This is a genomic window from Streptomyces sp. NPDC090127 (assembly GCF_044746945.1).
GTDB lineage: Bacteria > Actinomycetota > Actinomycetes > Streptomycetales > Streptomycetaceae > Streptomyces.
In genome coordinates, this window is the sequence record NZ_JBIVDE010000003.1 from 715,506 (window position 1) to 734,155 (window position 18,650).

General features: G+C 74.8%; 16 protein-coding genes and 1 pseudogene. 6 read left to right on the forward strand and 11 right to left on the reverse strand.

Annotated features, from left to right (window positions below; all coding sequences use genetic code 11):
• Nucleotides 1-33: 33 nt before the first annotated feature.
• The 6 genes from ACIPPS_RS14030 to ACIPPS_RS14055 all read right to left on the reverse strand — a co-directional run bounded on the left by ACIPPS_RS14030 (nt 34) and on the right by ACIPPS_RS14055 (nt 6,681).
• Entirely contained in the window at nt 34-1,932 is a 1,899-nt protein-coding gene (locus ACIPPS_RS14030; RefSeq protein WP_401430727.1) for a helix-turn-helix domain-containing protein, read from the reverse strand.
• 53 nt (nt 1,933-1,985) lie between these two features.
• Nucleotides 1,986-2,912: a 3-hydroxybutyrate dehydrogenase gene (locus ACIPPS_RS14035; protein WP_401430728.1), complete on the reverse strand. Its 927-nt coding sequence runs from the start codon at nt 2,910-2,912 to the stop codon at nt 1,986-1,988.
• A gap of 28 nt (nt 2,913-2,940) precedes the next feature.
• Entirely contained in the window at nt 2,941-3,450 is a 510-nt protein-coding gene (locus ACIPPS_RS14040) for an NUDIX hydrolase (protein ID WP_401430730.1), read from the reverse strand.
• 65 nt (nt 3,451-3,515) lie between these two features.
• On the reverse strand, nt 3,516-5,117 hold the full coding sequence (gene lnt / locus ACIPPS_RS14045; protein ID WP_401430732.1) for an apolipoprotein N-acyltransferase: 1,602 nt from the start codon (nt 5,115-5,117) through the stop codon (nt 3,516-3,518).
• 145 nt (nt 5,118-5,262) lie between these two features.
• The gene (locus ACIPPS_RS14050; protein ID WP_401430734.1) at nt 5,263-5,835 is read right to left on the reverse strand and encodes a hypothetical protein; all 573 of its coding nucleotides are present in this window, start codon (nt 5,833-5,835) and stop codon (nt 5,263-5,265) included.
• 60 nt (nt 5,836-5,895) lie between these two features.
• Entirely contained in the window at nt 5,896-6,681 is a 786-nt protein-coding gene (locus ACIPPS_RS14055; protein WP_401430736.1) for a glutamate racemase, read from the reverse strand.
• Between the two features lie 58 nt (nt 6,682-6,739).
• Between ACIPPS_RS14055 and ACIPPS_RS14060 the strand changes: the two genes are divergently transcribed.
• Nucleotides 6,740-7,957, forward strand: coding sequence for a glycosyltransferase (locus tag ACIPPS_RS14060; protein ID WP_401430738.1), 1,218 nt, complete (start codon nt 6,740-6,742; stop codon nt 7,955-7,957).
• A gap of 91 nt (nt 7,958-8,048) precedes the next feature.
• Here the strand turns inward: ACIPPS_RS14060 and ACIPPS_RS14065 are convergent, their stop codons facing one another.
• Nucleotides 8,049-10,088 (reverse strand): hypothetical protein, encoded by a 2,040-nt coding sequence (locus ACIPPS_RS14065; protein WP_401430739.1) that lies wholly within the window; start codon nt 10,086-10,088, stop codon nt 8,049-8,051.
• A 136-nt stretch (nt 10,089-10,224) separates the two neighbouring features.
• Here ACIPPS_RS14065 and ACIPPS_RS14070 point away from each other — a divergent pair, with 136 nt between their 5' ends.
• Complete coding sequence (locus ACIPPS_RS14070; RefSeq protein WP_401430740.1) at nt 10,225-11,322, forward strand: MerR family transcriptional regulator; 1,098 nt, start codon at nt 10,225-10,227, stop codon at nt 11,320-11,322.
• A gap of 113 nt (nt 11,323-11,435) precedes the next feature.
• Here ACIPPS_RS14070 and ACIPPS_RS14075 read toward each other — a convergent pair whose 3' ends face one another.
• From ACIPPS_RS14075 to ACIPPS_RS14085, 3 genes are all read right to left on the reverse strand, one after another.
• Nucleotides 11,436-12,809: a cryptochrome/photolyase family protein gene (locus ACIPPS_RS14075; RefSeq protein ID WP_401430742.1), complete on the reverse strand. Its 1,374-nt coding sequence runs from the start codon at nt 12,807-12,809 to the stop codon at nt 11,436-11,438.
• A 203-nt stretch (nt 12,810-13,012) separates the two neighbouring features.
• Nucleotides 13,013-13,591, reverse strand: a complete 579-nt coding sequence (locus tag ACIPPS_RS14080) for a fasciclin domain-containing protein (RefSeq protein WP_401430744.1) — start codon at nt 13,589-13,591, stop codon at nt 13,013-13,015.
• 140 nt (nt 13,592-13,731) lie between these two features.
• Nucleotides 13,732-15,090, reverse strand: a complete 1,359-nt coding sequence (locus ACIPPS_RS14085) for an NAD(P)/FAD-dependent oxidoreductase (protein WP_401430746.1) — start codon at nt 15,088-15,090, stop codon at nt 13,732-13,734.
• Nucleotides 15,091-15,255: 165 nt separating this feature from the next.
• Between ACIPPS_RS14085 and ACIPPS_RS14090 the strand changes: the two genes are divergently transcribed.
• Entirely contained in the window at nt 15,256-15,618 is a 363-nt protein-coding gene (locus ACIPPS_RS14090; protein WP_401430748.1) for a DoxX family protein, read from the forward strand.
• A 221-nt stretch (nt 15,619-15,839) separates the two neighbouring features.
• Here the strand turns inward: ACIPPS_RS14090 and ACIPPS_RS14095 are convergent.
• Nucleotides 15,840-16,352: pseudogene (locus ACIPPS_RS14095) on the reverse strand (sigma-70 family RNA polymerase sigma factor); the annotation flags it as partial.
• Between the two features lie 750 nt (nt 16,353-17,102).
• Between ACIPPS_RS14095 and ACIPPS_RS14100 the strand changes: the two are divergent.
• The 3 genes from ACIPPS_RS14100 (at nt 17,103) to ACIPPS_RS14110 (ending at nt 18,638) form a co-directional block, all read left to right on the forward strand.
• Nucleotides 17,103-17,399, forward strand: a complete 297-nt coding sequence (locus tag ACIPPS_RS14100; RefSeq protein WP_401430750.1) for a gas vesicle protein — start codon at nt 17,103-17,105, stop codon at nt 17,397-17,399.
• A gap of 81 nt (nt 17,400-17,480) precedes the next feature.
• A complete protein-coding gene (locus ACIPPS_RS14105) occupies nt 17,481-17,921 on the forward strand; it encodes a gas vesicle structural protein GvpA (RefSeq protein WP_401430752.1) in 441 nt (146 codons plus the stop codon).
• A 3-nt stretch (nt 17,922-17,924) separates the two neighbouring features.
• Nucleotides 17,925-18,638 carry a GvpL/GvpF family gas vesicle protein gene (locus ACIPPS_RS14110; RefSeq protein ID WP_401430754.1) on the forward strand — a complete coding sequence of 238 codons (714 nt, stop codon included), beginning with the start codon at nt 17,925-17,927 and terminating at the stop codon, nt 18,636-18,638.
• The last annotated feature ends 12 nt before the right edge of the window (nt 18,639-18,650 follow it).

Sequence of the window (18,650 nt, forward strand, 5' to 3'; positions counted from 1 at the left end):
GTCCCCCAGGGGGCCGGCGCCTTCCGTCGTGGGTCAGCGCGCGACCGCCGCCGACATGGCGTGCAGGCGCAGGGCCAGCTGGATCTCCAGGGCCCGGGCCGGGGACTGCCAGTCGGGCCCGAGGAGACGGCCGATCCGCTCGACGCGCTGCGCCACCGTGTTCACATGGACATGCAGGTCGTCCTTGGTACGGGCGGGGCTCATCCCGCTCGCGAAGTAGGCGTCCATCGTGCGCACCAGGTCCGTGCCCCGGCGCCGGTCGTACGCGATGACCTGGCCGATCGTACGGTCGACGAAGCCCTCGATGTCCCGGGTGTCGGCGAGCAGCAGCCCCAGGAAGCCCAGGTCCTCGGCGGCCGCGCCCTCGCCGGAGCGGTGCAGCAGGCGCAGGGCGTCCAGACAGCGGCGGGCCTCGTCGTAGGCCGGGGCGACTTCGCCGGGGGCGGCGAGCGGGGACGGCACGGGTGACGAGGCGCCGACGGTGACGGGCTCGCGCAGCGCGCCGCCGAGGTGCTTGGCGGTCTGCCGGGCCAGTTCGGCGGCGTCCTCGCCGGGTCCGAGCGGGAGCAGCAGGACCGTCCCGCCGTCGCGCGCGGAGGCCAGGCCCTGGCGGGTCGCGGCCAGGTGGGAGGCGGCCGACGACAAGCGCTGCCGGTCCGCGCTCTCCCGCAGACCGGTGTCGGCCGCTCCCCCGGCGTCCGCGCGGTCGACGCGGGCGGCGAGCACCACGTGCGGCGCGTCGACGTCCGTGCGGAGCCGGGCGGCGCGCTCGCGCAGCAGGCGGGGGTCGCGGTCGGGGGTGTCGAGGAGGTCGTCGAGCAGTTCGCCCCGTACGCGCTGTTCGGCCTCTCCTGCCGAGCGGCGGGCGAGCAGCAGCAGGGAGGTCACCAGGGCGGCCCGCTCCAGGGTGCGCCGGTCGACGGGGTCGAGGTCGGGCTGGCCGTGCAGGACGAGCGCGCCGAAGGTCTCACCGCCGGCCGCGACGGCCGCCACCCAGTGGTCGCCCTCGCGCAGGGCGCGGCCGTCGGCGAGCCGTGCGGCGGTGCGCCCGTCCGCGAACTCCTCGGCGAACTCGACCCGCCCGCCGAGGACTTCGGAGACGGCGGCGGCGACGTCGTGGACCCCGCCGCCGCGCAGGACGAGCTCGGTGAGCCGGTCATGGACCTCGGAGGCCCGCTCCAGGACGCCGCTGTGCTCCCGGATGATGTCGTTGGCCCGCTCCAGCTCGGCCAGGGCCGAGCGGGTCTCGCCGAGCAGGTTGGCGGTGTCGATGGCGACGGCGGCGTGCGCGGCGAGGGAGCCGAGCAGCGCGACCTGCTCACGCTCGAAGACCCGGGCTCGCCGGTCGGCGGCGTACAGCACACCGATGACCTGGCTTCCCAGGGTCAGCGGCACCCCGAGGATGGCGACGAGTCCTTCGTCCCCGACGGCGGAGTCGATGGTGGCGGTGTGCTGGAAGCGGGCGTCGTCGAAGTAGTTCTCGGTGACGTACGGGCGGGCGGTCTGGGCGACCAGGCCGCCGAGGCCCTCGCCCATGCCGAGCCGGACCTGCTGGAAGCGCGCGGAGACCGAGCCCTCGGTGACACGCATGTACGTGTCACCGGCGGCCGGGTCGTTGAGGCTGAGGTAGGCGACCTCGGTGCCGAGCAGCGAGCGGGCGCGCTGGACGATGGCGCGCAGCACCGCGTCGAGGTCGCGCAGGCCCGCGAGGTCGTGGGCGGTCTCGAAGAGGGCGGAGAGCTCCGCCTCGCGGCGCCGCCTGCCCTCCAGCTCGGCGCGGACGCGCAGCGCGAGCTGCTTGGCGCGCTCCAGCTCGGCCAACGCCTCGGGGCCCGCGCCGCTCGCACGGGCGAGCAGCACGGGCCGGTCGTACGCCTCCGCCGCGGCGCCTCGGGCGAGGAGCTCCAGGTAGGAGACCGGTTCTTGCGACATGGACACAGGGATACCTGCCGTACGGGTGGAAGCACCAGCCCTGTGGACAACCGTCAGTGCGCGGTCCAGCCGCCGTCGAGGGTCAGGGAGGCGCCGGTGATGAAGGAGGCCTGCGGGGTGCAGAGGTAGAGCACCGCCTCCGCGACGTCCTCCGGTTCGATGAGCCGCTTGAGCGCCGCGTCCTTGAGCAGGACCTCGGTCAGGACCCGCTCCGGGGGGATGCCGTGGGCCACGGCCTGATCGGCGATCTGCCGCTCGACCAGGGGCGTGCGCACATAGCCGGGGTTGACGCAGTTGGAGGTGACGCCGTGCGGGGCGCCTTCGAGGGCGGCGGTCTTGGAGAGCCCTTCGAGGCCGTGTTTGGCGGCCACATAGGCGGACTTGAAGGCCGAGGCCCGCAGCCCGTGGACGGAGGAGAGGTTGACGATCCGGCCCCAGCCCTGCGCGTACATGTCCGGCAGAGCGCCTCTGATCAGGCGGAACGGCGCCTCCAGCATCACGGTCAGGACCGTGTGGAAGACCTCCGGCGGGAACTCCTCGATGGGGCGGACGAGCTGGAGTCCGGCGTTGTTGACGAGGATGTCGGCGCCGGCGGCCGCCTGTTCGGCGGCGTCGAGGTCGGTCAGGTCCAGCGTCTGCGGCTCGATCGCACCCGGCAGGCCGTCCGCCGCTCCGGCGAGCGCCTCCAGTCCGTCGGCGGCCCGGTCGACGGCTCTGACCCGGGCGCCCGCCGCGGCGAGCCGGAGCGCGCAGGCCCGGCCGATGCCTCCGGCCGCCCCCGTGACGAGCGCGGTGCGGCCGGTGAGGTCGATCTGGACGGGGCCGGGCTGGCCGGCCAGGGCCGGCACGGCGGGCACGGCGGTCCGGGCCGGCACGGCGGGCGCGGTGACCTGAGTCGGTGCGGCGGGCGCGGCGGAGGCGAGGACAGCTGGTCCCGGCACCTGCGCCGGTGCGGGACCCGTTGGGGTGGGGGCGCTCATGCTCCGCACTGTATGAAGCGCCCCACCCTCAACCGATGTGTGCTGGAGCCATACTTCCGCTGCCGGGCATGGGGTCGAACCATGTGGGTTCGTCGAGGAGCGCCTGCTCGATCCGGAAGTGCGAGAACCGCTTCATCTCCGGCAGGTCGTCGACGTCGAACCAGCCGACCTCCGTCGACTCCTCGTCGTTGACCCGTGCCTCGCCGCCGACCGCCCGGCAGCGGAAGGAGACGTCCATGAACTGGCAGACGTCGCCGTTGGGGTAGACGACGGGCCTGCGCAGGGTCTGGACGAGCACGACCCGCTCGACCTCGCAGCGCACGGCGGTCTCCTCGTACACCTCGCGCGCCGCGCAGGCGGCCGGCTGCTCGCCGGGTTCGACGATGCCGCCGATGACGGCCCACAGACCGTTGTCGGACCGCCGCCCGAGCAGCACCCGGCCCCGGTCGTCGAAGACGACGGCGCTCACGCCGGGCAGGAAGAGCAGCTGGTGGCCGGCGCTGGCCCGGATGTCGCGGATGAAGTCAGGGGTGCCCATGCCTCGACCCTATGCCCCGGTGGATCAAGCCCCCGGGCGAGGGAGCCCGGCGGCCCTCCCACCTCTCAGGCGGCGCGGCGCCGGCGCTCCCGTACGGACCGGAGCACGGACCAGCCGAGACCGGCCGCCGCCACGGCCACCAGGAGCGCCTCGGGCAGCGTCCCCATGCGCGTCGCGGGGGTCAGCGAGGAACGCAGCGGAACCTTCTCGACGAGGACGTCCGGGGTGAACATCCGCGTCTGCTCCACGATCCGGCCGTCCGGCGCGATGATCGCGCTGACGCCGCTGGTGACCGGTACGACGACGGCCCGGCTGTGCTCGACCGCGCGGACGCGGGACATCGCGAGCTGCTGGTACGTCATCTCGCTGCGCCCGAAGGTGGCGTTGTTGCTCGGGACGGAGATCAGCTGCGCCCCGTGGGTGACGGTGTCGCGCACGGCCCAGTCGAAGGCGGCTTCGTAGCAGGTGGCGAGGCCGACCTTCGTACCGGCGAGGTCGAAGACGCCGATCTTGTCGCCGGGGCCGAAGTCGCGGCTGACCCGGTCCACGTTGCTGTTGAAGATCCGGACGAAGGACCGCATCGGGATGTACTCGCCGAAGGGCTGGACGTGCCGCTTGTCGTAGGTGGTCACGGGACCCTTCTCCGGGTCCCACTCGATGAGCGTGTTGCGCAGCTTGCCGGTGGGCGGCGCGACGACGGCGCCGATCACGGTCGGCACGCCGATCTTCTTCACCGCCTCGTCGATGGCGTCCGCCGCGTCGGGGTTGGCGTACGGGTCGATGTCGGAGGAGTTCTCCGGCCAGAGGACGAAGTCGGGCTGCGGCTCCTTCTTCCGGGCCACCGCGTCGGCCAGTTCCTCGGTGCGCGCGACGTGGTTGTTGAGGACCGCGCGGCGCTGTGCGTTGAAGTCGAGCCCGAGGCGCGGCACGTTTCCCTGCACGGCGGCGACCGTCGCCGTACCGTCCTCCGCGCTGTCGTCGACGAGCGGCAGCGCGGCGAGGGCGCCGGTGACCGGGACGAGGACGGCGAGGGCGGCCGCCGCGAGCGGGCCGCGGGGGACGGTGCCGGTCGCGCGGTAGGCGCGGACCTGGCGGACGACCTCGTACAGCCCGAAGCCGCACAGGGCGACGGCGAAGCCGAGCACCGGGGTGCCGCCGACGGCCGCGAGGGGGAGGAAGACGCCGTCCGCCTGACCGAAGGCGATCTTGCCCCAGGGGAAGCCGCCGAACGGGGCACGCGCGCGTGCCGCCTCGGCGAGGATCCACACCGCCGCGGCCCACACCGGCCAGGCGGGGAGCCGTGAGACGGCCGCGATGCCGAGGCCGGCGGCGGCGACGAACAGCGCCTCGACGGCCGAGAGCGCGATCCACGGGAAGCGGCCGACCTCGGATCCGGTCCAGAAGAGGAGCGGCAGCAGGAAGCCGAGACCGGCGAGGTAGCCGAGGCCGAAGCCCGCCCGCGGCCGGCGGCCGCGCAGAGCCCAGCCGAGCAGCGCGAATCCCGGCAGCGCGAGCCACCACAGGGGGCGGGGCGGGAAGCTCAGGAAGAGCAGCGCCCCGGACAGCACGGCCGCGCCGGGCCGCACGAGGCGTCGCAGGCCGGCCGGACCGGGCTCGGGGGCGGCGGCGGGGCCGGAGGAGTCGACGGGGGTGATGGTGGTGCTCACGCTGCGGAGTCTACGGCGCCGGTCCGTGGCCCCGGGCAGGGCGGCCCGGTGCCCGGCGCTCCGCCACGACCCCCGCCGACTCCGCCCTGACGCCCGTCGGCACCGCCGGCTCCGCCCGGACGCCCGCCGGCGCCGCCGTCTCCGGTCAGACCCCCGTCGTCCCGGTCGGTGCGGGCGGGCGGAGGCGGTCGCGGATGACGCGTACGCCGGACTCCGCGTCGTCGACGGTGACCGTGAAGGTGCGGCCGCCCTCCAGCCGCAGCAGCAGCGCCTCGCCCCGGCGGACGATGACCGCCTTGCCCTTCTCGGGGCGCCAGCGGTAGCCCCAGCCGCCCCACTCGTGCGGGGTGACCCTCGGGAGGTACTCGGCGCCGACCACCTGGGAGAGGAGGATCCGGCGGCGGGGTACGCCGATGTGGCCGCAGCGGACCTCCATCGCCTGGTCGTCCACCTTCACCTCGACGTGGACGAAGGCGAGCGTGCCGAACAGCACCAGCAGGCCCGCCGCCACACAGCCGATCACGGCCATCAGGACCGGCGCGATGCCGGACGTCCACGGCGAGTCCACCGCCAGGGTGATGCCGAGGGCCATGCAGCCCGCGCCGAGGACGGCCGCGACCCACTGGAGCCGGTTGGTGGCGCGGCCCGTCCAGACGGGGGTCGGCGCGCCGGTGTCGAGGGGGCGGGGGTGGCGGGGGTGACGGGGATGGTCCCTCATGCGTCGCAGCCTACTCACGTTCCGCTCACACGGCGCCTCGTCGAGGGCGCCCCCGGCGCGTCAGTGCGCGGCGGCCGCCGCCCTGAGCAGACGGCCTTCGGCGTACCCCAGGGCTGCGGGCGGAAGCTCCCCGGTCCGGCCGCTGAGCAGAACGGTCAGGCCGCCGGACGGGGTGGCTGCGGGTGCGGGCTCGGCGCCGATGCGGCGCAGCGCCTGTGCGGCGACTGCCCCGGCTGAGCCGTGGAAAACCACGGGCGGGAGGTCGGCGGACTGCACGGCCGCGCGGATGCGTTCGGCGACCAGTTCGTAGTGCGTGCAGCCGAGGACCAGGGCCCGCACATCGGGCGGGGTGAGCGCGGCCGCGGCGGCGACGGCCCGCTGCACGGCGTCGGCGTCGGCGTGCTCGACGGCGTCGGCGAGGCCGGGGCAGGGCACCTCGGTGACCTGCGCGCCGCCGGCGAAGTCACGGATCAGTCCGCGCTGGTACGGGCTGCCGGTGGTGGCCGGCGTGGCCCAGATGGCGACCTTGCCGCCACCCGAGGAGGCGGGCTTGATCGCCGGAACGGTGCCGATGACCGGGATACGGGGTTCCAGCGCGGCCCTCAGCGCGGGCAGGGCGTGCACGGTGGCGGTGTTGCAGCCGACGATCAGCGCGTCGGGCTCCAGTGCGGCGGCGGCCCGGGCGACGGCAAGCGCGCGCTCGGTGAGGTCCTCGGGGGTGCGCGGGCCCCAGGGCATGCCGTCGGGGTCGCTGGAGAGGACCAGATCCGCGTCCGGCCGCAGTCGGCGAACCTCGGCCGCTGCCGGGAGCAGGCCGATTCCGGAGTCCATGAGCGCGATCTTCACCCGGTCACCCTAGCCGACCACCCTTGCGTCTCCGCCGATCTGGGGCAGACTGCGGCAAATGAGCGCCGTTGCGTGGATCGCCGTGGGTTCACTGGCCGCCTGGGGGTGGCTGCTGCTGGGTCAGGGGTTCTTCTGGCGTACGGACCAACGCCTGCCGACCGGCCACGCACGCGTGGAGCCGGCGGTCTGGCCGCGGGTCGCCGTCGTCGTACCGGCGCGGGACGAGGCCGAGGTGCTGCCGCTGAGCCTGCCGTCGCTGCTCGTCCAGGACTATCCGGGCGAGGCGGAGGTCCTGCTCGTCGACGACGGCAGCACGGACGGCACCGGGAAGCTGGCCGGTGACCTGGCCGCGCGGTACGGCGGGCTGCCGTTGACGGTCACGTCGCCGGGTGAGCCCGAGCCGGGCTGGACGGGCAAGCTCTGGGCCCTCCGCCACGGCATCGCGCTGGCACGCGCGCGGGAGGGCGGCGGCCCGGACTTCCTCCTGCTGACCGACGCCGACATCGCGCACGAGCCCGACAGCCTGCGGCTGCTGGTCGCGGCGGCGGTCGGGAACGAGCTGGACCTGGTGTCCCAGATGGCGCGGTTGCGGGTGGCGAGCGGCTGGGAACGGCTGGTCGTGCCCGCGTTCGTCTACTTCTTCGCCCAGCTCTACCCCTTCCGCTGGATCAACCGGCGCCGCCGCCCACGGGCGACCGCCGCAGCCGGGGGCTGTGTCCTGCTGCGGACGGAGACGGCCGAGCGGGCGCGGGTGCCGGAGTCGATCCGGCAGGCGGTGATCGACGACGTGTCGCTCGCCCGGGCGGTACGGCGGGCCGGCGGGCGCATCTGGCTGGGCCTCGCCGACCGGGTGGACTCCGTCCGCCCGTACCCGCACCTCGGCGACCTGTGGCGGATGGTCTCGCGGAGCGCGTACGCCCAGCTCCGGCACAACCCGCTCGTCCTGGCCGGGACGGTGATCGGACTCGCCGTCGTCTACCTCGCGCCGCCGGTGGCCCTGGCGGCCGGGCTGTTCGGCGGGGACGGGACGGCCGGCTGGGCGGGCGGGCTCGCGTGGGCGGTGATGGCGGGGACGTACCTGCCGATGCTGCACTACTACCGGCAGCCCCTCTGGCTCGCGCCCACGCTCCCGTTGACCGCGCTGCTCTACCTGCTCATGACCGTGGACTCGGCCGTGCAGCACTACCGGGGCCGGGGCGCCGCCTGGAAGGGGCGGACCTACGCCCGCCCCGACCCTCGCCCCGATCCCCGTCCCGAGGCGGCGCCCGACCGGTGACTCCGCGTCGCCGCCCTGGCCACGGTCCGCCAGAAGATCGGCCGTGGGGCCTCTCACCGGACCCGGCGGCGGCCCCTTCCTCCAAGGCCTGTCAGGCGTCGGGGCCTTGGCCGGGCTCCTCACCCCAACCGCGGAGTTCGTCCCCGTCGCCGGCCGGCGTTCCCGTCAGACGGATCGGTTCGTCACCGTCACCGTCCGTCCGTACGGCGAGGGCCGGTCCGCGCGCGGTGGCGGAGAGGGCGCCCCGGACGGTGATCGAGGTCAGCCGGCGGCTGCCGGCCGCAAGGTAGTAGCGCGCTCCGGAGGGCGCCGTCCAGTACGTGCCGGCGAGCATGTGCTGCCCGAACCTGCCGCACGCGGCCGTGTCGGCCGGTTCGGGCCGTGGGCCCGGTACCGGCAGGGCGGCTCCCGACGGTACGTCGACGGCCACCGTCACACGGGCCCGGCCCTCCCAGTTCTCCGCCCGGAGGCACGTCCAGTCGGCGGTGCCGCCCCGCTCGGGCAGGCTCTGCCGGGCGAACTCCCACCGGTTGACCGCGCGCACCCCGCTCGTGCGCAGGGCCGGCAGCGTGCAGGCCGAACGGGACCAGGCGCCGAGGCCCGCCGCCGAGGTGGCCTCGCGGGGCTGCCGGGCGGGGGCCCCGGCCCCCGGGGCCGGGGTCCAGGTCAGGTGGACGGGGGCGAGTTCGCCGAGGTCGGCCAGAAGGAACGCGTGGTTCTCGACGATCCGCGTCGAGGAGCGCAGTTCGAGCGCGGGAACGCGGCTGCAGTCGCCCGCGACCTCGGGCACGGGCGCGGTGACCCCGTCCCCGGACACCTCCAGCGTTCTGGCCGGCCGGTCGGGGTGCCGGAGGTCCCGTACGGCGCTCTCGTCGATCCAGGGAGCGAGCAGGAAGCGGGCCTGGCCCGCGGCCCTGCTCACGACCAACGCGGCGCCGGTGGTCACGTCGGCGTCGTCGGCCCGGGCGAGTTCCAGGACCGCCGGTGCCCGGCCGGCGAGTGGTTCGGCGTAGCGCACGACGCGTCGGTCGTCGTGGAGGAGCACGACCGCGGTCCCGTCGACCGTTCCGGCGTAGAGCAGCCGCGGCGGCGAGACGGGCGGAGTCGTCGCCGTTCCCGGCGTGACCGCCATCCGCGTGCCGGACCGCTCACCGCCCGCGCGCGGAAGGGGGCCACGGGCCCAGGTGTCGGCCCAGGTGTCGAGGGCGCGGGCCAGCAGGGCGTGGTCGTCCGTCCTCGTACCCCGGGCGGGCCACGCGGTGAGGTCGACGCGGGCGGTGTCGGCCCACAGCCCCTGCGGGGTCCGTACGAGCCGCCCGGGCTCCGTGGCCGGGGCGAGGGTGAGGGGGCCCTGCGCGGCGGCCGGGGAGCCGGCGTCCGGGTCCGCGCGCAGGTCGAGCACGCCGCCGGCTGCGGTGGCGATCAGAAGGAGGGCGGCCGCTCCGGCGATGCGCGTCCGCTGTCGGCGGCGCAACAGGTCCGTGGGGCGGGTCTGCACCGTACAGGGGTCGAACTCGGCTCCGCGCAGGAGCGATTCGGCGTCGCTTCCGACGACCTCGCGGAGGCGGGCGGCGGCGTGGAGGGCGTGCGCCGGTTCCCGTACGCCCGCGGCGGTGAGCAGGCGGGCCGCGGAGCGCGCGTCCATCTCTTCGAGGACGAGGAGGGCGAAGGCCGCCCGCACCTCGGCGGACACCTCGGCGAGTTCGCGGTCAAGGGCGAACTCGCCGTCCCCGCCGGCCCTGGGGAAGAGCCGTAGTCCCAGGACCGCCGGCAGCAGGGGCCGGAGCGGGAACGGGCGCCGGCGCGTGGCGGCGCGCAACGCGGAGGTCAGGACGCGCTCCCGCAGCCACGCGATCGCCTGGTCCGTCTCCCCGCGCTGCGGGGGGACCCTGACCCGGGGCGGCCGGGCCCGCCGCGTCCCGGACAGCGACTTCTGGACGAGGGCATGCGCGGCGAGCACGCGGCGGTGCCGGCCGAGCCCGGGCGGGAGCACGAGGTGGGCGAGCCTGAGCAGCCGTGGGTAGTGCTCGACGAGCACGGCTTCGGCGTCGTTCCGCCGGGGTCGCGTCTGCTCGCCGGGGCGGTCGGGGGATATGGCGGTGCGGTCGCTGTCGAAAGTGTCGTGGGACATGACCGTCCAACGAGCCGGCGACGAGCCCGGTCACCTCAGACGGATGACCGGAGGGGCCCCCGCCCGGGTGGGCGGAGCGTCCCCCGCTCCACCGCCGACGGGAGCCTTCCGGCTCGCATCGTTCCTGCGACGTAACATGGAACCCATGTCGGAAGCGATCCACGGCATCACCACGGGTGCGGTGGCGCGACGCCTCGGCGTCTCGCCCACCACCGTGCGCTCCTGGGACCAGCGGTACGGCGTCGGTCCCGCCGTCCGGGAGGGCGGGAGACATCGCCGGTGGACGCCCGGGGACGTCGCGGTGCTCGAGGAGATGTGCCGACTCACGGCGGCCGGAGTTCCGCCCGGCGAGGCCGCACGCGCGGCACGGGCCACCCAGGGCGGCGAACCGGCCGCGGAGGACGAGCGGCTCCTCCCGGAGACCGGCACCACCCGGGCAGGGACCGCACCGGGCGGGTCGGCAACGGCCAGGACCACGCCCGCCGGGGCCGCACCGGCCAGGGCCGCACCGCCGCCGGTACCGCCGTTCTCGGGCCGTCAGCCGGGCTCCGGCAACGGGCTCCCGCTCGGCGACGTACGCCAGGAGTGCCGCGGGCTCGCGCGCGCGGCCGTGCGGCTCGACGGCCCCGCGATGGAGGACCTGCTGGGGCAGGTCGTCGACGCGTACGGGCTCGTCACCGCGTGGGAGGAGGTGATGGCCCCCACACTGCACGCCGTGGGACGCAAGTGGGCGTCCTCGGACGACCGTTACGTCGAGGTGGAGCACCTGCTGTCGTGGCACGTGTCGACCGCCCTGAGGCGTGCCGCCGTCGGCGTACCCGTGACCGGGACGACGCCTCCGGTGGTGCTGGCGTGCGTGCCCGCGGAGTTCCACACCCTGCCGCTGGAGGCCCTCGCCGCGGGGCTCGCCGAACGGGGGCTGCCGACCCGCATGTTCGGCGGCGCGGTGCCCGCCGAGGCGCTGGACGCGGCCGTCCGCCGCTCCGGCCCGGCGGCGGTCGTCCTGTGGTCCCAGGCGCGCTCGACCGCGTCCCACGCGCTCGCCCGGCACGTGGCCGCGACGGCGTTCGGGGTCAGAGGGGCCCGCACGACACCCGTCGTCCTGCTCGCGGGGCCGGGCTGGGCGGGGCGGCGCGCAGGCGCCGGATTCCTGCGGCCCGGCGGTCTGCGCGAGGCGCTGGACGTGATCTCCCGGCTGCACGGGGAGTCGCCCCGCGGCCGGTCCGTCGAGTGACCGCCCAGGCGCCCCGCGGCCGGTCCGTCGCGTGACCGCCCGGGCGCCCAGGCCGGTCCGTCGAGTGACCGCCCGCCGAGCCGTCGCGAGGGAACGGCGCCGCCCCCGGGGATTCAGTCGGCTCCGCGGGCGTGGCGGAATCGCGCCAGCCCGTCGGTGAGGGTGACGAGCGGCTCCGGATAGTCGTACGCGGCCCGGTCGGGTCCGGTCAGCCGCCAGGGCTCGTGCACGTCGGGGGCCGCCAGGCCGGCGAGTTCCGGAACCCATCGGCGTACGTAGCTCCCCTCGGGGTCGTATCGCCGCGCCTGCCGGACCGGGTTGAGGACCCGCTGGGGTCGCGTGTCGGTGCCCGTGCCCGCCACCCACTGCCAGTTGAGCTGGTTGTTCACGACATCGCCGTCCACCAGCAGGCTCAGGAAGTGGCGGGCGCCCTCCCGCCAGTCGATGTACAGCGTCTTGGTCAGGAAGGAAGCGGCGATCAGCCGGCCGCGGTTGTGCATCCAGCCCTCGTGAGCCAGCTGGCGCATGGCGGCGTCGACGATCGGGTATCCGGTGCGCCCTTCCCGCCAGGCCTGCAGGTCCTTCCGCGCGTCGTCGTCGCGCCGCCAGCGGTCGCCACGGGGGCGGTAGTCCTCGACCGACGTCTCGGGGCGCGCGGCCAGGACCTGGTGGTGGAAGTCGCGCCAGCACAGCTGCCGGACGAACGCGTCGGCTCCGGCGCCGCCACGCGCCCGTGCGCGCTGCACCACCTCCACCGGCGAGACGGCGCCGAAGTGGAGGTACGGGGACAGTCTCGACGTGGCGTCGCCGGCGAGGTCGTCGTGCCGTTCCTTGTACCGGTCGGCGTGCCGGGAAAGCCAGGAGCCGAGCCGTCGGCGGCCCTCGCTCTCCCCGCCCGCCGCCAGGCCCTCCGACACGCCCTGCACGGCCGAGCGGGCGGGAAGCTCCTCCGAGGGGACGGTGGGCGGCACCGGCACGGCGCGGGGGGCCGCGAACGGCTTGCGCAGCGGCTGGTCGACCCAGCGCCTGAAGTACGGCGTGAAGACGGCGAAGTGGTCGGACCCCTGCGGAGCGACGTCACCGGGGGGCACGGCGGTGCCCACCGCGTCGTGGACGTAGAGGCGGCATCCGCCCGCCTCCAGCGCCTCGCGGAGCCTGGCCTCCCGGGAGACGGCGAAGGCCGTGTGTCCGGCCGCCATGTGCACCTCGTCGGCCTGCGCCTGCCGCACCACGGCGCACACCTCGCCGACCGTGTCGCCCGTACGCACGACCAGCCGGCCTCCCCTGGCCTTCAGGGCCTGGTCGAGGTCCGTGAGGCAGTCGGCGAGGAAGGCCAGTCGGTTGGGTGCGGCGAAGCCGGCACGGTCCACGGCGGGGTCGCGTACGAACAGCGGGACGACCTCGTGAGCACCCTCCAGGGCCGCCCGGAGCGGTGGATGGTCATGGACGCGCAGGTCGGACGTGAAGAGGACTACGGAGATGGTCATGGGCGACTCCCGGGTACCGGCCGCCGAGGCTGCGTGAGGAGATCAGCCGGGCGGCCCTGCTGCGCTGCTACGGGGGTCACTTCCTCTCTGTCGTGCCGCACGGATGCGGCGGGATCGTCCGCGCTCGCCGCTGTCGCGGCGGCGCGGCGACAGCGGCGGAGGCGGCGGTGTCCGTGTCGGTGTCGGTGTCGACGGGCGGGGCGTCACTTCGGCATCAGGACGGTGTCGACGATGTGGACGGTGGCGTTGGCGGTGGGCACGTCCCCACAGACGATCTTGGTGGTGTCGTTGACCGTGAACGCGTCGCCGGAGCCGTCGGTCGTCAGCGTGCCGCCCTGGAGCGTCTTGAAGGAGCCGCCGGCGAGGTCACTCTTGTCGACCTGCTCCCCCACGACGTGGTAGGTGAGGATCTTGGTGAGCGCCGCCTTGTCGGCGAGCACCTTGTCCAGGTCGGCCTTCGGGATCTTCGCGAAGGCGTCGTTGGTCGGCGCGAAGACGGTGATGTCGTCGGCGTTGTTGAGGGTGTCGACGAGGCCGGCCGCCTTGACGGCCGAGACGAGTGTGGACAGCTCCGGGTTGTTCGCCGCGGCCGTCGCCACCGGGTCGTCGGCCATGCCGTCGACACTGCCTTCGCCCGATGTCGGCAACGAGGCACAGCCGGGGCCGAACGGCCCGGTCGTGTTCGAGGCGAACGCCTGCGGGGCGAGTATGCCCAGCGACAGCGGCAGGATGACGGCGGCGGCAGCGGCGGCGGCGCGGCGCGTGATGTGCGAGGTGGTCATGATGCTTCCTCCTCCTGGGTCCGGTCCCCGGGGCGGGGCCGGCCGGGGGCGGGAATAGCGCCCTCGTGACGTATTCGACGCCGCACCCCTTGTCGGATGAGGTGGAGGCCGATCAAAAGTCCCGCGCCGGGGTACGGCTCCTACTCCGGCCCGGACGGCGAGGCGGACGGCGACCCGGGCCCGGACGCCGCCCCAGGCCCTGGCCCTGGCCTTGGCCCTGGCCCCGACGCGGACACCGCCCCCGTGCTGCGGCGCAGGTCGGCGAGGACCTCCCGGGCGGCTCGCGCCCCGGAGGCCAGGGCGCCCTGCAGCGAGCCCGTGGCCCGGTGGTCCCCGCACACGTAACGGCCCGGTGCGAAGCGGGTGGTTCGCGAGAGGTCCAGCGGCGGGAGCATCTCGGGGAGCGCGTCGGGGACCGTGACGCGGTGCACGGCTTCCCAGCCGGTGGTGTCCGTCCCGTACGCCTCGCCGAGGGCCGCCATGACGGCGGCCTCGTCCGCCGGCCCGGGAGAGCCGAGCACGGAGGTCGACACCAGGGCGCGGGCGTCGGAGGAGTAGCCGGGCTGGACCTCGGTGAGAACGCACGTGTTCAGGAACCGTCGCCGCGCGTCGACGACGAGGGTCGGCTCGGCCAGGGGCGACCGTTCGGCCGCGTGGTAGAAGGTGGTCACGGTCCGGCCGGGCGGTACGGCGAGACCGGGCAGCAGGTCGCTCGCCGCGGTCTGCCCGGTGGCGATCACGACGGTACGGGCCGGCAGCTCACCGCCGTCGGCCATCGCCACGCCGTCGGGGGTCAGCGAGGCGACCGGCGCCCCGGTGCGCAGGACGCCGGCGGGGAGCGCCGAGGCGAGCTGGGCGGGGACGGCGCCGATCCCGGCGGCCGGCAGACACAGCGTTCCGCGCAGCATGCTCCGCCAGACCAGGTGGAAGAAGCGCGCGGAGGTCTCCAGACCGTCTTCGAGGAAGACGCCGGAGAGGAAGGGCCGCAGAAGGTTCTCCACGAGGTCCGGGGAGAGCCCCGCGTCGGAGAGCGCGGCCGCGGTGGCGGCGTCGGGCCGACGGCGCAGCCACGAGGCGGGCATCAGCATGTCGCGGGCGGAGAGCACACCCAGGGCGGCCAGGTCGCGGGCCGAGACACCGGTGACCGGCAGCAGGCCGCCGCTCCCACCGCTCCCCCGGGGACGGCGCGTGGGATCGGTGAACCTGCGCGGCCCGTCGGCGGTGTGCGCCAGCACGCCCGGGGTGAACGGCCGCAGCCGGAGCGCCCTGAGCTCCAGGCGCCGCTTGACCTGCGGATAGGAGGTGTTGAAGACCTGGAAGCCACGATCCAGGGTGAAGCCCCCGATCCGGTCGGTCCGCATCCGACCGCCCACGGTGTCGTCCGCCTCCAGCAGACGCACCCGTACTCCGGCTTCGACCAGATCCGCCGTACAGGCGAGGCCGGCCGCGCCCGCCCCGACGACCACCACGTCAACGGTTCCACCGTCGGCTCCGCGCATGACCGTCACACCTCCTCGTACCTTGGGCGTCCCCGCCGTGGGGCCGTCACGTTACGCCGAGCGGCCCGCTGCCCCCGGGAGGACGCGGCGCCCGGCAGGGAGTACCTTCCCGAGCGCGTTACCGGCCGGTAGGTTTGGCGTCGACGCCCACTCCAGGAGGAACCCATGGCTCGTTCCGCGCTGCTGCTCGCCGGTCTCATGGCCGGCGCCGGAGCCGCCCACTTCGTCGCACCCAAGCAGTTCGACGCCATCGTTCCGCGCGTCCTGCCGGGCAATCCGAGGGCGTGGACGCAGGCCAGCGGCGTCGTCGAGCTCGCCCTCGCGGCCGGCCTGGCCGTCCCGGCGACACGACGGACGAGCGCCCGCGCGACGGCCCTCTTCCTGGCCTCGGTGTTCCCGGCCAACGTGCAGATGGCCTACGACTGGCGGCACCGCCCGACGGCCGCCAGGAGCATCGCCTACGCCCGCCTGCCGCTCCAGGTCCCGTTGATCCTCTGGGCCTGGAAGGCGGCCCGGAAGGAAGGCTGACGCGCCAGGGGGCCGAGGGCGGGGAGCGGTCCGTACGCCCGTGATCCATCGGGCTGTCGGACCGGCCGCCGCCGTCCGGGCGGGGGCGGTCAGGCCGACCGCACCCGCCCGGACGGCGTCGCCGCCGCTTCGCCGGACCTCCGCGCAGCGGCGGTACGGGTCGCCCCCACCCTCTGCGCGGTGCCGTCGTCCCCGCAGAGCGGCCCGCCGCCCTCCGAGACGGGGGCGAGGCTGCCGCGCAGCCGCTGGAGCCCGCGCCTGGCGTGGCTCTTGACCGTCCCGAGCGGCAGGCCGGTCCTGTGGGCGATCTTGACCTGGGTCAGGTCCCCGAAGAACGCGAGGGTGAGAACGTCCCGCTGCACGCGCGGGAGGCGGGCGAGCTCGCCCAGGACCACGATGCGGTCCAGGACGTGCTCGGTGCCGTCGGCCGCCACGACGTGCAGGGGCAGGGCGGCTCCCGCCGCCGCCGCGAGTTCCGTCCTGCGCGTCCGCGCGGAGAGGGCATCGGCGATCTTGCGACGCGCGATCCCGACGAGCCAGGCGGGGACCGGCCCCCGGTCGGGGCGGTACCCCCGGCGGCCGCGCCAGGCCGCGAGGAAGACCTGCTGCGTGACGTCCTCCGCCTCGCGGGAGTCCCCGATCGCCCGGGTGGCCAGCGTGTGTACGAGACCTCCCCAGCGACGGTAGGCCACGGCCAGGCAGTCCTCGTCGCCGCGAGCGAGTCCGGCGCCGATCTCCGCGTCGGTCGGCTCGTCCGGGGGGTGGCCGACGGGGCGCTCGCCGGCTGCCGGGGTGCGGACGACGGTGGACGGGCGGTCATCCGGCGCCGGGGTGCGGACGACGCTGGACGGGCGGCCGTCCGGCGCCGGGGTGCGGACGACGCTGGACGGGCGGCCGTCCGACTCCGGGGTGTGGACGACGGTGGGCGGGCGCTCGTCGGCTGCCGGGCCGCCGTCGTCGGACAGGGGGCGGCCGACCGACCGAGGGGAACGGGGGTCGCCGTCGGGTCCGAGGGGGCGGACGCGGCGTGCCGTGGGCGCTGCGATCATGACGACTCCTCTTGCCCATCGTGCGGGCCGTCGGGCGGAGGCTTCCGCTCCTGAGGGCGGCCGCGGGCCGCGACCGGCCGGGCCGGTACTGCCCGGCCCCCTCAGGTTCCGGTGCGGTCACGTGCCCGATCAAGACGCATCGTTTGTGCATCGCTTCTCGGTCGCTGTCCCGAGGCCGTGGATCGGGACGCCCGCTCCGGAGGGTGCCACTCCCTGACCGGCGGAGCCGGAGGACGACAGAGTCCGCCGAAACCAAGGGAGTTGAAGGGGGCGAGCGCGCTCGCAACCTCCGGCGGGCGCCAAGGCGGCTGGCTCCCCAGGCGGTTTCGACAACGGTCACGCATACGTTCGGAAGTGCCGGGCACGCGAACGTCAGCCCCAGACGGTGTCCGGAGCACAACTCCGGCCCGTCTTCCAGGCCTCAGAGGCGGGAACATGAACGCGACTGACGACGAAAAGAAGAAGACGACCGGACAACTCGACATCGCCACGGCGATGCGCCGCGCCTCCGCGCAGCTCTCGGAGCTCCTGCGGTGCGAACCCGGTTCCGTCTCGGCGGTGAAGGCCACCGAGGACGGGTGGTCGGCCGACGTGGAAGTCGTCGAGCTGGAGAAGATCCCGGACACGATGAGCGTCATGGCCACGTACCACGTCGCTCTCGACGCCGAGGGCCGGCTCGTCGCGTACGAACGCACTCGGCGTTACGCCCGGGGCCAGATCGACCGCCGCTGACGGCGGCGACGCGTCGGCCTTCCCGCGAGGGAACGCCCGGCGCGCACGCGTCGAAAGACGCGCTATCGGAAGGAGTTCATCGTGACACTCGTCCAACAGAGCAGTACGACGAGCGGCGGAAGCGGCTCGGGAAATCTCTACGACGTACTCGAACTCATTCTCGACCGCGGACTCGTGATCGACGCCTTCGTCCGCGTCTCCCTCGTCGGGATCGAGATTCTCAAGATCGATGTCCGCGTGGTCGTCGCCAGCGTGGACACGTACCTGCGCTTCGCCGAGGCGTGCAACCGGCTGGACCTGGAGTCCGGCCGCAAGGCGCCGACCCAGCTCACCGACATCGTCGGGGACATGACCGAGAGCGGCGCCAAGGGGAAGTCCAAGGGCGCGCTGACCGGTGCGGTCGAGGCGTTCACGGACTCCCTGCAGAGCAAGCGCGAGGAGTCCGAGGAAGAGCCCCGGAAGCGACCGGCCCGCAAGTCCACGTCCAGCAGGACGTCCAGCGCCGCGCGACGTGAGGAGTAGCAGGTGCCGACCTACGTGTACGCCATCACCGGCGTCGACCACCCCCTGCGCCTGGACGAGCTCCAGGGCGTGGGCGAACCACCCGCGCCGCTGCGCACCGTCACGACCGGCGACATCGCCGCGGTCGTCAGCGACGCCCCCGAGGGTCTGCGGGCCAAGCGTCGTGACGTGCTGGCCCACGAGGGCGTCCTGGAAACCCTGATGGCGGACGGCGCGACGCTGCCGATGCGCTTCGGCCTGCTCGGCCCGGACGACGAGAAGGTGGCCGAGGCACTGGCGCAGGACAGCGACGCGTACCGGACCCGCCTCGCCGAACTCGCCGGGCACGTGGAGTTCAACCTCAAGGCGGCCCGCGACGAGCAGGACCTGCTGCTCGAGATCGTGGCGGAGTCCGACCAGATCCGGGAGCTCAATGAACGGACGCGGTCGGGGGCGGCCGGCCAGGACGAACGCATCGCCCTCGGCGAACTGGTCTCCGGACAGGTGGCCGAACGCAGCCAGGCGCAGGCCGAGAAGACCATGGAGCGCCTGCTGCCCACCGCGGCCCGCGCCGCGCGCGGCGAGCCGAGCGCGAGCCACTTCCTGAACGTGTCGTTCCTCGTCCCGGCGGAGTCCTCGGAGGAGTTCGTACGCGCCGTACGGGAGGAGGCCGAGCGCCAGGGCGACGCCTGCACCTTCACGCTGACCGGGCCTCTGCCCCCGTACAGCTTCGTGTGATCCGTCCGAGCG